Origin of the sequence: Meiothermus luteus (genome assembly GCF_003574085.1) — a bacterium.
GTDB classification, from domain to species: domain Bacteria; phylum Deinococcota; class Deinococci; order Deinococcales; family Thermaceae; genus Meiothermus; species Meiothermus luteus.
The window spans coordinates 1-12,014 of record NZ_QWKZ01000084.1 but is presented as its reverse complement, the minus strand read 5'-3'; the positions used below and the strand labels follow the sequence as shown (position 1 = coordinate 12,014).

Here is a 12,014-nt window from a genome sequence, read left to right as displayed (position 1 = left end):
GAGGAATATGGGGCAGCGTGGGCGGGGTGTGGCTGGGCAGCCTGGGGCTTCTGCTAGGGTTTCTAAACGCTGCCCTCAACCTGCGCAGCGGCAGGGTCTGGGCCCTGCACGATGGCCTGACCTTGGGCCTGGGCGCGCTGGCGCCGCTGGCCGCCTTGGGGCTGGGGCTGTCGCCTTTGGAAAGCCTGCGGGGCATGCTCCTCTCGGCCGGGGGGCTGGCCTTGGCGGGGATGCTCTACTGGTGGGTCCGCCGCCCTTCCGACAAGGTGGAGCCCGATGAGGAGCCCTCCAGCGGTTACGTGAGCGTGATGGGCTATGGCGACGTGGTGCTGGCGGGGTTTTTAGGGGTCTGGCTAGGCTTTGTCAACCTGCTGGTGGCCCTTTTCCTCGCGGTGCTGGCAGGGGCCCTGCTCGGCCTCATGGCCCGCCGGTCCGGGGGGAGCAACCAGATACCCTTTGGCCCCTACCTGGCGGTGGGGGGGCTGGTAGCTTTTTTCTACGGCGAGGCCCTGCTCCGCTGGTACCTGGCCTACCTGGGGGTGGGCTGAGCCTTTTTGGTGTATTTATTCACAAAAGCCCCCGCGCACTTAAACACCGCTTATGGGCCACAGCGCACCAGGCGGTATAGTGTGCCTTGGAACTTCTGGGTTCCTTGAGCCATAAGGAGGAGTTATGCGTGTAGCCATCAACGGTTTTGGTCGGATTGGCCGCCAGGTGTTCCGCATCCTGCTCGAGCGGGGCGTGGATGTGGTGGGCATCAACGACCTCTCCGACAACGCCATCTTGGCCCACCTATTCAAGTACGACTCCAACTACGGCCGCTTCCCCGGGACGGTCAGCTACGACGAGGAGAGCATCACCGTAAACGGCAAGAAAATCCGGGTCTACGAGGAGAAGGACCCGGCCAACCTGCCCTGGGGCGAGATTGGGGCCGACATCGTAATTGAGTCCACCGGCCGCTTCACCAAGCTCGAGGCCGCCGAGGCTCACCTAAAGGCCGGGGCCAAAAAGGTCATCATCAGCGCCCCGGGCAAGGGCGATATGCTCACCGTGGTGATGGGGGTCAATGAGCACATGTACGACCCCCAGAAGCACCACGTGGTCTCCAACGCGAGCTGCACCACCAACGGCCTGGCCCCGGTGGCCAAGGTCCTCAACGACAACTTCGGCATTGAGAAGGGTCTTCTCACCACCGTTCACGCCTACACCGCCAGCCAAAGCCTGGTGGACGCGGTGAAGGACGACCCCCGCGATGCCCGGGCGGCCGCCCTCAACATCGTGCCCAGCGAGACCGGCGCGGCCAAGGCGGTGGGGTTGGTCATCCCCGAGCTCAAGGGTAAGTTTGGCGGTATGGCCTTCCGGGTGCCCACCAGCACGGTCTCGGTGGTGGACTTCACCGCGGTGCTCAACCGGGAGGTGACCAAGGAGGAGGTCAACGCGGCCATGAAGGCCGCCGCCGAGGGCCCCCTCAAGGGGATTCTGGCCTACACCGAAGAACCCCTGGTCTCGAGCGACCTCAAGGGCGATCCCCACTCCTCCATCTTCAGCGCCTTGGACACCCTGGTGGTGGGCAACCTGGTCAAGGTGGTGGCCTGGTACGACAACGAGTGGGGCTATAGCTGCCGGGTGGCCGACCTAGCCCAGTACATCGGCCAGCGGCTTTCCTAGGGTGAGGGCCATGCGGATGCGCACCCTAAGGGAGCTTAACGCCAGCGGCAAGCGCGTGCTGGTGCGGGTGGACTTCAACGTCCCCTTGAAGGACGGGGTGGTGAAGGACGAAACCCGCATCGCCGCCGCGGTGCCCACCTTGAGGCAGCTTCTGGAACAAGGCGCTACCCTAGTCCTCTTCTCCCACCTGGGGCGGCCTAAAGGCTTTGACCCAGCCAGCAGCCTGGCCCCGGTAGCCCCGGTGCTGGAAAAGCACCTGGGCCGGCCGGTGGTCTTCGTGGGTGGCTCTCCCGAGCTGACCCCGGCCAGCGACGCCACCCTAGCAAGGGTAGAGGCCACCCCCCAGGGTTCGGTCATCCTCCTGGACAACGTTCGCTTTGAGGCCGGGGAGGAAAAAAACGACCCCGCCCTGGCCCAGCGCTACGCCCGGCTGGGCGAGGCCTTTGTGCTGGACGCCTTTGGCTCGGCCCACCGGGCTCACGCCTCGGTGACCGGGGTGGCCGGCTTCCTCCCCAGCTACGCGGGGCTCCTGATGGAAAAGGAGGTAGAGAGCCTCAGCAAGCTGCTGCACAACCCCGAAAAGCCCTACTGGGTGGTGCTGGGCGGCGCCAAGGTCTCTGACAAGATTGGGGTTATAGAAAACCTGCTCTCCAAGGTAACCGGCATGGTCATCGGGGGGGCCATGGCCTTCACCTTCATCAAGGCCCAGGGCGGCCAGGTGGGCAAGAGCCTGGTAGAGGACGACCGGCTCGAGCTGGCCCGTGACCTGATGCGGCGGGCGGAGTCGCTGGGGGTTAGGCTGCTTCTCCCCGTGGACGTGGTGGCCGCCCAAAAGGTTGAGGCAGGCGTTCCCACCCGCATCATGCCCGCCGAGGCCATAGAGGAGGGTTGGATGGGCCTGGACATCGGCCCTGAAAGCGCCAAGCGCTTCGCCGGGGCCCTCCAAGGGGCCAGAATGGTCTTTTGGAACGGGCCTATGGGCGTGTTTGAGGTGGACGACTTCGCCAAGGGCACCTTGGCGGTAGGGGAGGCCATCGCCAGGCTGGAAGGGGCGTTCACCGTGATCGGCGGCGGCGACTCGGTGGCTGCCGCCAACAAGCTCGGCATGGCCGACCGGTTCAGCCACGTTTCCACGGGGGGTGGGGCCAGCCTGGAGCTTCTGGAGCTGGGTACCCTACCCGGCATTGAGGCCCTGAAGGGCTAAAGCCCACCCTTTGGCCCCACGAGGAGCCCCTTTCTAGAGGCGATCTCCCGTGGGGCTCAGCTCTGCCGTCGGTAGCGTCGCAGGAACTCCAAGTCCTCGCGCACCAGGTCATTGCGCCAGGCCAAGGACTCCAGGTGGTGGCGCAGCTCGTGGAGCAGGGTTTCCCATATCTCCTCCTCCCAGTCAAACCCGGGCTCCTCGGCCGCGAGGGCCGCAAAGGAGCCATAGAAGAGGGCTATGTGCCGACCAATCCCCTCAAAACCACCCAAAACCGAGGGAAAGCCGGGGTCGTGGTACTCCCCCAGGCGCAAGAGGCCTGGCTCCTCGGGGTCCGGCCTGGCCTCCTCCAGGATGTGCAGCCCCTGCAAACCCCGCTTGAACTCCTCGGGAATTTCCGCCCACAGCCGCTCGGCGGTCTCCACAAAAGCCTCGTAGGTCACGTCCCTATTTTGGCAAAACCCCCGATAGAATGGCCCCATGCAGGAGCTGAAACCGCTAGGGGGAGCGCTCCTCATCCTGAGCGCTTTGGAGGTGTACATCTGGCGTTTTCTAGCCCCCAAAAACCCCAAGCTGGCCCCGCGAACGCCCCTGCTGCTCCTCAGCGCGGTGGTCACCGGTCTGGCCGGGCTGGCCCTGCTCGCCCTTGGGTAGGCCCTTGAGTCCGGCAGGGCGGTCGCGTAGACTTTAGGCCGTGGCCGGGAGGTGGTTTTTTGGCTAGACCTGCGGGAGGGGCAGACCTCTCTCGCGGGCGGCCTGTGGGCCGCCCCTCTCGTTCGCCCTTGGAGGCCAGATGGAGCTGAACACAGCGCTGGAGGAAATCAGCCACGCAGAGAGCCTGGAGGCCCTGCAAGCCCTTAAGGTCCGCTACCTGGGAAGAAACGGCCTGCTGACCCAGGCCATGAAGACCCTAGGCCAGCTTTCCCCAGAGGAGCGGCGGGAGCGGGGCCGGACCCTCAACGAGTGGAAAGAGCGGCTGGAAAAGGCCCTAGAGGCGCGCGAGGCAACCCTAAAGGAGCAGGCCCTGCAGAGGCGGCTGGAGGAGGAGTCGGTGGACGTTACCCTCCCCGGCCTTGCCTTTCCCTCCGGGGGGCTCCACCTGACCAGCCTGATTTTAGGTGAGCTCCTGCGCATCTTCCGCCGGATGGGCTTCAGCGTGGTGGAGGGCCCCGAGGTGGAAAGCGAGTTTTTCAACTTTGACGCCCTCAACATGCCCGAGTGGCACCCCGCCCGGGACATGCAGGACACCTTCTGGGTGGAGTTCAGAGGGGAGCCCTCCTTCACCATCCAAGGCCCCTTTGGCGAAAGGGTCAACGAGCTAGGGGGAGCGGTGCTGCGCACGCACACCTCGGGGATGCAGATCCGCTACATGATTCAGCACACCCCGCCCTTCCGCATCGTGGTCCCAGGTAGGGTCTTCCGCTATGAGGAAACCGACGCCTCGCACGAGGCCATGTTCCACCAGCTCGAGGGGCTGGTGGTGGGCGAAGGCATCACCATGGCCGACCTCAAGGGGGCCATCGCCGAGCTGGCCCGGGGGCTTTTTGGCAAGGAGGGCAAGGCCCGCTTCCAGCCCACCTTCTTCCCCTTTGTGGAGCCCGGGGTGCAGTTCGCCATGTGGTGGCCGGAGCGGGAAAAGTGGCTCGAGCTGGGCGGGGCTGGGATGGTGCACCCCTACCTTTTCAAGGTGGTGGACGACTACCGCGAAAGGCTGGGGCTGCCCCGGGCCTACCAGGGTGTGACCGGTTGGGCCTTCGGCATGGGGGTGGAACGGCTGGCCATCCTGCGCTACGGCATCCCCGACATCCGCTACTTCTACCAAAACCGCCTGAGCTTCCTGAAGCAGTTCAAAGGATGAGGCCAAAAGGTGGGGTCCGCACATGAAAATCGTCTATAGCTGGCTCAAGGAATTCCTGCCCGAAGCCCCCCGAAGCGACCGCCTGGAGGAGATGCTGGCCGGGCTGGGCGTTGAAACCGAGGCCATACACCCCCTGCCTGTGCCCCACGGCAAGGTGGTGTTCGCCCAGGTCAAAGAGGTGGGGCCGGTGGAGGGCAAGGAGGTGCGGCGGCTGGTTCTGGAGGCGGGGCGCGAGGTACAGGTGGTCTCCGCGGCCAGCAACGTCAAAGCCGGCATGGGGGTCGCGCTGGCCCTGCCCGGCGCCCTGCTGCCGGATGGAAGCAGCGTGAGCGCGCGCAAAATCGCCGGAGTGGAGTCCTTTGGCATGGCCCTCTCGGCCCGCGAGCTGGGCATGGGCGAGTACGCTGGGGGCTTGTTGGAATTCCCCCCCAATGCCCTGCCGCCGGGCACACCCCTGGCTGAAGTCTACGGCCCAGACGAGGTGATTGAGATTGAGATCACCCCCAACCGCCCGGACTGGCTCTCGGTCTACGGGGTGGCCCGCGACCTGGCCGCTTTGGGCTTGTTCCTCGTGGAGCCCAGCGCCGCCTCTATGCCGCGGGCATGCGGCCCATCTCCAACGTGGTAGACGCCACCAACTACGCCATGCTGGAGCTGGGCAACCCTATGCACGCCTACGACGCAGACCGCATCGGAGAAGGGCTTTACATCCGATTCGCCCGCCCGGGCGAAACCCTCACCACCCTGGACGGGGTGGCCCGCACCCTTAGCCCTGAGGACCTGCTTATCACGGTGAAGAAGGGGTCCCAAACTCATCCGGCAGGTCTCGCGGGCATCATGGGGGGCGCTGAGGAAGAGATTCGGGAAGGGACCACCGCGGTGGCCCTGGAGGTGGCCCACTTTGACCCGGTAACAGTGCGCCGCAGCGCCAAGCGGCACGGCCTCAGGACCGAGGCCTCCTACCGGTTCGAGCGGGGGGCGGACCCCGAGGGTCTGCCCCGGGCGGCCGCCCGCTTCTTGGAGCTCCTCCAGGCCTGGGGGGGCGAAGAGGTGGAGGTCGCAGCGGAGTGGCGCGACCTCAACCACCTTCAGCCCAAAGCCCCGATTCCCTTCCGCCCCGCCTACACCAGCCGCCTGGTGGGCCTGGACTACCCCGAGGAAGAGCAGCTTTCCATCCTGCACCGCCTAGGCTGCCGGACGGAAGCCCAGGAAGCCGGCCTTTATCGGGTCTACCCCCCGAGCCACCGGGTGGACCTAAACATTGAAGAAGACCTGGTAGAGGAGGTGGCCCGAGTGGTGGGCTACGAGAAAATCCCGGTCCGCCTGCCCAGCTTCTTCCCCCATCCCGACAACCTGGGGGTGGACGGCCCCTACGAGGCCAACGAGCGGCTAAAGGCGGTCATGGCCGGTCTGGGCTTCCAAGAGGTCATCAACTACGCCTGGACCTCACCGGAGGAGTGCGAGCGCCTGCGGGCCCCCCTGCCCACCGTCTACATGCAAAACCCCCAGACCCCGGAGCGCACCGCCCTGCGCACCATGCTCTACCCGGGCCTCCTCAAGAACCTGCAGACCGCCTTGGCTCAGGGCGAAGAGGGGCCCTTCCTGCTCTTTGAGCTAGGCCGGGTGTTCCAGAGCACCGAAACCCCCCGTCTGGCCGCCCTGCTGCTGGGCGAGGTGGTGGTGGGCCGCTGGCAGCGGGGGTTGGAGGGCGAATTTTTCGCCCTCAAGGGCCTTTTGGAAACCGCTGCGCAGAGCCTGGGCGGTCGGGTAAGGGTTGAGAAGGAGGTCTTCCCCCACCTGCACCCTGGCATCAGCGGAGCGGTCTACTGGAACGACGAGCGGGTCGGGCAGATCGGCGCCCTGCACCCGGCCATCGCCGAGGGGCTCGAGCTGCCCCCCAGGGTCTTCCTCTTCGAGCTGGACCTACCCCTGCCCAAAGGGGAGACCACCTTCCGGGACATCCCCCGCCACCCAGCCAGCCTGCGGGACCTGGCGGTGGTGGTCCCCGAGGCCATTCCCTACGCGGAGGTAGAAGGGCTCATCCGCGCCCATGGGGGGCCATACCTGGAAAAGCTGGAGGTCTTCGACGTGTATCGGGGGAAGCCCCTAGCGGCTGGGCAGAAGAGTCTGGCCTTCCACCTGGCCTTCCGCCATCCCGAGCGCACCCTGACCGACCCCGAGACCGACGGCTTCATGCAGCGGATTTTCACCAGCCTGGAGGAGAAGGGCTACACCATCCGCCGCTGAAGCCCCCTTCTGTGCAAAGCCGCCCCTCCCAAGGCCCACGGGCAGGTATACTGCGCTCTGATGCTGAGCTGGCTTGACCTGATGGCGCTGCTGGTTCTCTCGGCCGCACTGGCCTTGGGAATCCGCCGAGGAGCCCACTTCACCTTGGCCTTGGTGGGGGCCCTGGCGATCTACGGGCTGCTCGCCCCCCTGGTGGGGCCCCTGCTGCCCCCTTGGGGCCTGCCCCTGCTGGCCCTGGCCCTGGGGCTTTTCGCGGCTTACCTGGCCCAGTTCATCCCCCTTCCCCCCCTCTCTCCCACCCTAGAGGGCTTGGTGGGCGGGGTAGGGGGATTCGTGTGGGGCCTGTTCCTAGCCTCCACCATCTGGGTTAGCTTTCCCAGCGAGTTTGTGGCCTCCACGGGGGCCCTGCGCTACCCCTCCGAGCGGGTGCCCATCGCAGTCAAGGAGGGCATTGTGCAAAGCCCCTTTGCCCGCCCTCTCTTCAACTGGGCCTCCAGCCACCCCACCCTTCGCGCAGCCCTGCTGCCCCACATACGCACCCCCTAGTAGTAGCGCGAGGGGTCCACATAGCGGAAATTCCCAGTCTCGTCAATGAAAATCACCCTGAACCACATCTGGTCGCTAGGAATCAGGACGCCCCCTCCGGTGTAACCGATGAGCTGGCCCTGGCTGACCCGCTGGCCCACGGCCACCTGGGGTTCCAGAACATTCACGTACTGGGTGGCCAGCCGGTCGGAGTGGCGGATGGTCAGGGTGTAGCCCAGGTTGGCGATAAAGAGGCTGTCAATCACCACTCCGTCCGCCGCGGCCACGATGGGGCTCGAGGGCCCCCCCCCCTGTAGGGTCTGCCAGTCGTTGCCCAGGTAACCGTAGGCTTCGGCCACACGCCCCCCCCGCAACGGGAACATCAGCGCTCCAACGAGTTCGCGGGGCACCGAGGCCTCCTCCCGCTGGCGCCGGGCCTGAAGCTCCTGCTCGCGTTGGGCCGCCAGTTCCCTACGCCGGCGCTCCTCGGCCTCGCGGCGGCGACGCTCCTCCTCCCGGCGGCGTTCCTCGGCAATCCGGCGCAGCTCAGCCGCAATCCGCTCCTGCAACCCCCTCAGCTCGGCCCGGAGCTGGGCTTGAGCCTGGAGGGTTTCCCGCAAGATGACCTGCCGGCCAGCCCGTTGGGCCTGCAAGCGGGCCAGGGTAAGCCGCACCGCCTGGCGGTTCTGGGCCAGCGCCGCAATGCGCTCCTGCCGCTCAGCCCGGCGCTCGGTAAGGGTGTTGACCAAAAGCTCCAGCCGCTGCCGCTCCTCCTCGAGCCGACGCACGGTGTTTCGGATACGCTCCATCAGGTCGGTCTGGTGCCGTCCCAGCGTGCCCACCCAGCGGCTACGCACCGCAAGGTCGGTAAACGACTCGGCCCTAAGCAGGGGCAAGTAGCGCCCAGCCCGCTCGCGGTGCAGGCTCCGCAGAAGAGCCGAAAGCCGCCCCTGCAAGCCCCGCAGCTCCCTCTGTAGGCCGGCAATCCTGGTTTCAGCCTGCTTCTTTTGGGCCTCGAGGAGGTCAATCTGCCGGGTTAGCTCGGCCCGCTCCCGCTCGAGCCGGGTTATCTCACCTTCCAGCCGCCTTAGCTCGGCTAGCTGCTGCTGGGTGGCCACGTCCAGGTTGGCCAGCTCGCGGTTGAGCTGCTCAACGCGCTGCTGCTGAAGCCGGAGCAGGCGCTGGCTTTCCTGGGCTTGGCGCTGCAGCTCCTCTAGCCTAGACTGGGCCAGCCCCAGGCTGAGCCCCAGCAGCAAAACCCCTACCCATCCCCAAGCACCCCTCATAGGTCGGTCTCCCTTAGATGGGCCCGGCTGGCTAGGTAGGCCCCCAGCGCCCCCAGAAGCAAGGCCAGAAGCAGCAAGGCCAGCCCAGCCTGCAGCAAATCGCCTCGAGCCAACACCGGAACAAAGGGCAGCAAGCTTTGCAGCGCCCCAGCCAGGAAACCGTACGCAGCCCCTCCCAAAACCAGCGCCAACCCCGCCGCCCCCAGGGTGAGCAGGACCCCTTCCACCACAAAGGGCCCTTGGATGAAGCGCCGGGTAGCCCCCACCAGCTGCATCACCCGAAGCTCCTCGCGGCGGTTCTCTATGGAAAGCCGGATGGTACCCATCACGCTAAAGAGGGTGTTCAGGAGCAAGAGGGCAATCAGCACGTTGACCGCCACCCGCAGCCCGAAAAGCAGCCGCACCAGCTGTTCGGTAAGGGCCCCTCCATACTCCACACCCTCCACCCCCTCCAGCCGGGCCACCCGCCGGCCCACCTCGCGCACCGCCTGAGGGTCTGAAAGCCGAATGCGCAGGGTGTCGGGCAAGGGGTTCTGGACAAACTCCTGGGCCTGGGCCAGGTAGGGGTAGTCAAGCTGCAGCAGGGCCAGGGCCTCCTCCTTGGTCTGGAGCCGCACCTCGCTCACCTCGGGCCAGGAACGGATCTGGTTCAGAAGGGCTTCGGCAGCGGCCTCCGGCTTCAAAAAGGCCGCTACCTCCAGTTCGCGCTCAAGGGAGGCCACCACCCGGTCCAGGTTCCAAAGCACAAGCCCCAGCAAAAACAGCAAGGTGAAGGAAACCAAAGCGGTGAAGAAGGTCGCCAGGGTGCTTGTGAGGTGCTGGCGCAACGAGCGCAGCGCCTGAGAAAAGGCGTACACGGGCTTTAGTCTATACCCCTCATTAGCGGAAGTGTGTGAAGCCTCATCGTATACTCCGGTCATGAGCGCTACCACTTCCGAACTGCCCACTTGGGACCTAGACTCGCTGTTTCCTGGGCTGGAATCCGAGGCTTTCTTGCAAACCTGGCGGCGAGTGGAAGCGCAGCTCGCTGAGCTGGGCAGCTTCCTGGAGGCCCGCCGCATTGGAAAGGAAGGAGCAGCCACAGACCGCGGAACCTTCCTAGAGCTCGTCAATCGGCTCAACGCCTTTGGGGACACCTTTGGCCCGCTTTACGCCTACCTGCTGATGCGGGTGGACAGCAACAGCGCGGACGCAGCAGCCCAGGCCCGGCTATCCGAGCTGGAGCTGGTCTACCTGAAGTTCCAAAAGCTGCGCCCCCGGCTGCAGCGCTGGCTGGCTGGGCTGGATCCCGAGGAGGTGCAGGCGGGTGAGTACCGGCTGCTCCTCGAGGAAGCCCGCATCCAGGCTGCCCACATGATGTCCGAACCTGAGGAGACCCTGGCCGCTGAGCTCTCCCTCTCAGGGGGAAGGGCCTGGGTCAAGCTGCACACCCACCTAACCAGCCAAATCACCGCCCAGGTAAACGGGGAGGAGCTGCCCATCTCCGCAGTACGCAACCTGGCCATGCACCCGGAGGAGGCCGTGCGCAAGGCGGCTTACCAGGCCGAACTACAGGCCTGGGAGGCCCACCAAATCCCCTTGGCCGCAGCCCTAAACGGCTATAAAGGAGAGGTCTCCACCCTGAACCGCCGGCGCGGCTGGGAGGACGACCTGGCCCCCGCCCTCTTTGAAAACCGCATTGAGCGCAAAACCCTCGAGGCCCTGCAAAGCGTGATGGTGGCGAGCTTCCCACACTGGCGGCGCTACTTCACGGCTAAAGCCAAGGCCTTGGGCAAGCCTCAGCTAGACTGGTGGGACCTGTTCGCCCCCTTGCGGGTCCCCGGAGAGAGCCCCAGGCGCTGGAGCTGGGAGGAAGGGCGCTCCTTCATCCTCGCTCATCTGGCCCAGTTCTCCCCAGAGGCCGCTGCCCTGGCTCAGCGGGCCTTTGATGAGTGTTGGCTGGACGCACCCTCTCGCAAGGGCAAGGCCGGGGGAGCCTACTGCATGCCGGTTGGTCAGGGGGCCTCACGCATCCTCCTCAACCACGAGGACAGCTACGAATCGGTCTCCACGCTGGCCCACGAGCTGGGCCACGCCTACCACAACCACTGCCTGCGGGAGGTGCCCTACCTCCTTCGGCAGGAGCCCATGACCCTGGCTGAGACCGCCTCCATCATGAATGAAACAGTCATCGGCGAGGCCGCCCTAAAGACCCTTCCCCCCGCCGAACAGCTTGGGGTTTTAGAGGGCGGCCTGCAAAGCGCCGCCCAGGTCATCGTAGACATCCACTCACGCTTCCTATTTGAGCGGGCGGTCTTTGCCAAGCGGCGCAACCGGGAGCTGCTGCCGGAGGAGTTTTGCGGCCTCATGTTCGAGGCCCAACAAGCCACCTACGGCGAGGCCCTGGCCACCTACCACCCCTATATGTGGGCGGTCAAAGGGCACTACTACGGGGCAAACTTCTACAACTTCCCCTATGCCTTTGGGCTGCTCTTTGGCCTGGCCCTCTATCAGAGGTACCTGAGCGAGGGGCCCGACTTTCTGCCCCAGTACAAAGCGCTCCTGGCCTCAGTGGGAATGCACCGCGCCGAGGAGCTGGCGGCCCGCTTCGGTTTTAACCTGCGCTCAGAGGAGTTCTGGTGGGAGGGCATGCGGGTGCTGCTGGGACGAATTGAGCGCTTTGAGGCCCTGTTGGGACAAATCCTCAAAGTAAAGGTTTAGAAAATATAAGTATCAGGTTGACAAAATAGAAATCCCTGGTTTATATTTATACCAGGGAGGCCTACCATGTACCCACATCCCCACGCGCTCGAGGCCGTAGCCGTGCTCAGGGTGGCCGAGCTCCTGCGGGAGGCCGAAAGGGAGCGGCGGCTGCCCCGGACATCGCTGCGCCGGCGGCTGGCCTATTGGCTTCGGGCCTGGGCTGAGAAGCTGGAGGCCCCAAACAGCCAGCTGGGGTACGCCTAGGTGGGAGACGCTCATGAGTGAACGAGAACGGATAGAAGCGCTGCTCCGAGCAGGAAAAATCACGCCGCAGGAGGCCGAGCTGCTGCTCCTCGCGCTGGAAGAGAACCCAGAGCCCCAAGGGCCTGCCTCGAGCCCAGGTGGGCTCCGCTGGGTGCGGGTCCGGCTCACGGCGGGCAGGCTCGAAGCCCGGCTAGACCCCCAACTGAGCACCCCCCAGGTAGGGGCAGGGGCCGAGCTGCTCCCGGTGGAAGACGGGCTGGAGGCGGTGCCCACCGGGTGGGAG

Annotated in this window: 13 protein-coding genes and 1 pseudogene; 11 read left to right on the top strand and 3 right to left on the bottom strand. The window is 65.7% G+C overall.

Going from position 1 to position 12,014, the window contains the following annotated elements; all coding sequences use genetic code 11:
• From Mlute_RS11555 to Mlute_RS11545, 3 genes are all read left to right on the top strand, one after another.
• Positions 1–548 (top strand): prepilin peptidase (locus tag Mlute_RS11555; protein ID WP_147371076.1); only part of this gene is annotated, 548 nt, incomplete at its 5' end.
• A 124-nt stretch (positions 549–672) separates the two neighbouring features.
• On the top strand, positions 673–1,668 hold the full coding sequence (gene gap / locus Mlute_RS11550; protein WP_119360791.1) for a type I glyceraldehyde-3-phosphate dehydrogenase: 996 nt from the start codon (positions 673–675) through the stop codon (positions 1,666–1,668).
• 16 nt (positions 1,669–1,684) lie between these two features.
• The gene (locus tag Mlute_RS11545) at positions 1,685–2,872 is read left to right on the top strand and encodes a phosphoglycerate kinase (protein WP_119360792.1); all 1,188 of its coding nucleotides are present in this window, start codon (positions 1,685–1,687) and stop codon (positions 2,870–2,872) included.
• 56 nt (positions 2,873–2,928) lie between these two features.
• Here the strand turns inward: Mlute_RS11545 and Mlute_RS11540 are convergent, their stop codons facing one another.
• Positions 2,929–3,312, bottom strand: a complete 384-nt coding sequence (locus tag Mlute_RS11540; protein WP_119360790.1) for a metallopeptidase family protein — start codon at positions 3,310–3,312, stop codon at positions 2,929–2,931.
• A 37-nt stretch (positions 3,313–3,349) separates the two neighbouring features.
• On the opposite strand from Mlute_RS11540, the gene Mlute_RS15665 reads away from it, so the two are divergent.
• From Mlute_RS15665 to Mlute_RS11525, 5 genes are all read left to right on the top strand, one after another.
• Entirely contained in the window at positions 3,350–3,523 is a 174-nt protein-coding gene (locus Mlute_RS15665) for a hypothetical protein (RefSeq protein ID WP_182482552.1), read from the top strand.
• 139 nt (positions 3,524–3,662) lie between these two features.
• Positions 3,663–4,727: a phenylalanine--tRNA ligase subunit alpha gene (gene pheS / locus Mlute_RS11535; protein WP_119360789.1), complete on the top strand. Its 1,065-nt coding sequence runs from the start codon at positions 3,663–3,665 to the stop codon at positions 4,725–4,727.
• 22 nt (positions 4,728–4,749) lie between these two features.
• On the top strand, positions 4,750–5,355 hold the full coding sequence (locus Mlute_RS16695; protein ID WP_456237812.1) for a hypothetical protein: 606 nt from the start codon (positions 4,750–4,752) through the stop codon (positions 5,353–5,355).
• Positions 5,331–6,974: a phenylalanine--tRNA ligase subunit beta gene (gene pheT, locus Mlute_RS11530; RefSeq protein ID WP_456237811.1), complete on the top strand. Its 1,644-nt coding sequence runs from the start codon at positions 5,331–5,333 to the stop codon at positions 6,972–6,974. The genes Mlute_RS16695 and pheT overlap by 25 nt, the downstream gene beginning before the upstream one ends.
• Positions 6,975–7,034: 60 nt before the next feature.
• Positions 7,035–7,520 carry a hypothetical protein gene (locus Mlute_RS11525; protein ID WP_119360788.1) on the top strand — a complete coding sequence of 162 codons (486 nt, stop codon included), beginning with the start codon at positions 7,035–7,037 and terminating at the stop codon, positions 7,518–7,520.
• Here the strand turns inward: Mlute_RS11525 and Mlute_RS11520 are convergent.
• Both Mlute_RS11520 and Mlute_RS11515 read right to left on the bottom strand, forming a co-directional pair.
• The gene (locus tag Mlute_RS11520) at positions 7,517–8,785 is read right to left on the bottom strand and encodes a murein hydrolase activator EnvC family protein (RefSeq protein ID WP_119360787.1); all 1,269 of its coding nucleotides are present in this window, start codon (positions 8,783–8,785) and stop codon (positions 7,517–7,519) included. The two genes, Mlute_RS11525 and Mlute_RS11520, sit on opposite strands and share 4 nt — an antisense overlap.
• Entirely contained in the window at positions 8,782–9,642 is an 861-nt protein-coding gene (locus Mlute_RS11515; RefSeq protein ID WP_119360786.1) for a cell division protein FtsX, read from the bottom strand. Before Mlute_RS11515 ends, Mlute_RS11520 begins: the two co-directional genes overlap by 4 nt.
• Positions 9,643–9,703: 61 nt before the next feature.
• Between Mlute_RS11515 and Mlute_RS11510 the strand changes: the two genes are divergently transcribed.
• From Mlute_RS11510 to Mlute_RS11500, 3 genes and pseudogenes are all read left to right on the top strand, one after another.
• Positions 9,704–11,485 (top strand): M3 family oligoendopeptidase, encoded by a 1,782-nt coding sequence (locus Mlute_RS11510; protein ID WP_119360785.1) that lies wholly within the window; start codon positions 9,704–9,706, stop codon positions 11,483–11,485.
• A gap of 66 nt (positions 11,486–11,551) precedes the next feature.
• A complete protein-coding gene (locus Mlute_RS11505; protein ID WP_119360784.1) occupies positions 11,552–11,731 on the top strand; it encodes a hypothetical protein in 180 nt (59 codons plus the stop codon).
• 13 nt (positions 11,732–11,744) lie between these two features.
• Positions 11,745–12,014 (top strand): annotated as a pseudogene (locus tag Mlute_RS11500) (hypothetical protein); the annotation flags it as partial.

What these genes read in the sequence shown, in the direction of transcription:
- pheT (WP_456237811.1), top strand. Translation starts at nt 5,331, where the DNA reads ATGCGGCCCATCTCCAACGTGGTAGACGCCACCAACTACGCCATGCTG.
- Mlute_RS11525 (WP_119360788.1), top strand. Translation starts at nt 7,035, where the DNA reads ATGCTGAGCTGGCTTGACCTGATGGCGCTGCTGGTTCTCTCGGCCGCA.
- Mlute_RS15665 (WP_182482552.1), top strand. Translation starts at nt 3,350, where the DNA reads ATGCAGGAGCTGAAACCGCTAGGGGGAGCGCTCCTCATCCTGAGCGCT.
- Mlute_RS16695 (WP_456237812.1), top strand. Translation starts at nt 4,750, where the DNA reads ATGAAAATCGTCTATAGCTGGCTCAAGGAATTCCTGCCCGAAGCCCCC.
- gap (WP_119360791.1), top strand. Translation starts at nt 673, where the DNA reads ATGCGTGTAGCCATCAACGGTTTTGGTCGGATTGGCCGCCAGGTGTTC.
- Mlute_RS11545 (WP_119360792.1), top strand. Translation starts at nt 1,685, where the DNA reads ATGCGCACCCTAAGGGAGCTTAACGCCAGCGGCAAGCGCGTGCTGGTG.
- Mlute_RS11510 (WP_119360785.1), top strand. Translation starts at nt 9,704, where the DNA reads ATGAGCGCTACCACTTCCGAACTGCCCACTTGGGACCTAGACTCGCTG.
- Mlute_RS11520 (WP_119360787.1), bottom strand. Translation starts at nt 8,785, where the DNA reads ATGAGGGGTGCTTGGGGATGGGTAGGGGTTTTGCTGCTGGGGCTCAGC.
- pheS (WP_119360789.1), top strand. Translation starts at nt 3,663, where the DNA reads ATGGAGCTGAACACAGCGCTGGAGGAAATCAGCCACGCAGAGAGCCTG.
- Mlute_RS11505 (WP_119360784.1), top strand. Translation starts at nt 11,552, where the DNA reads ATGTACCCACATCCCCACGCGCTCGAGGCCGTAGCCGTGCTCAGGGTG.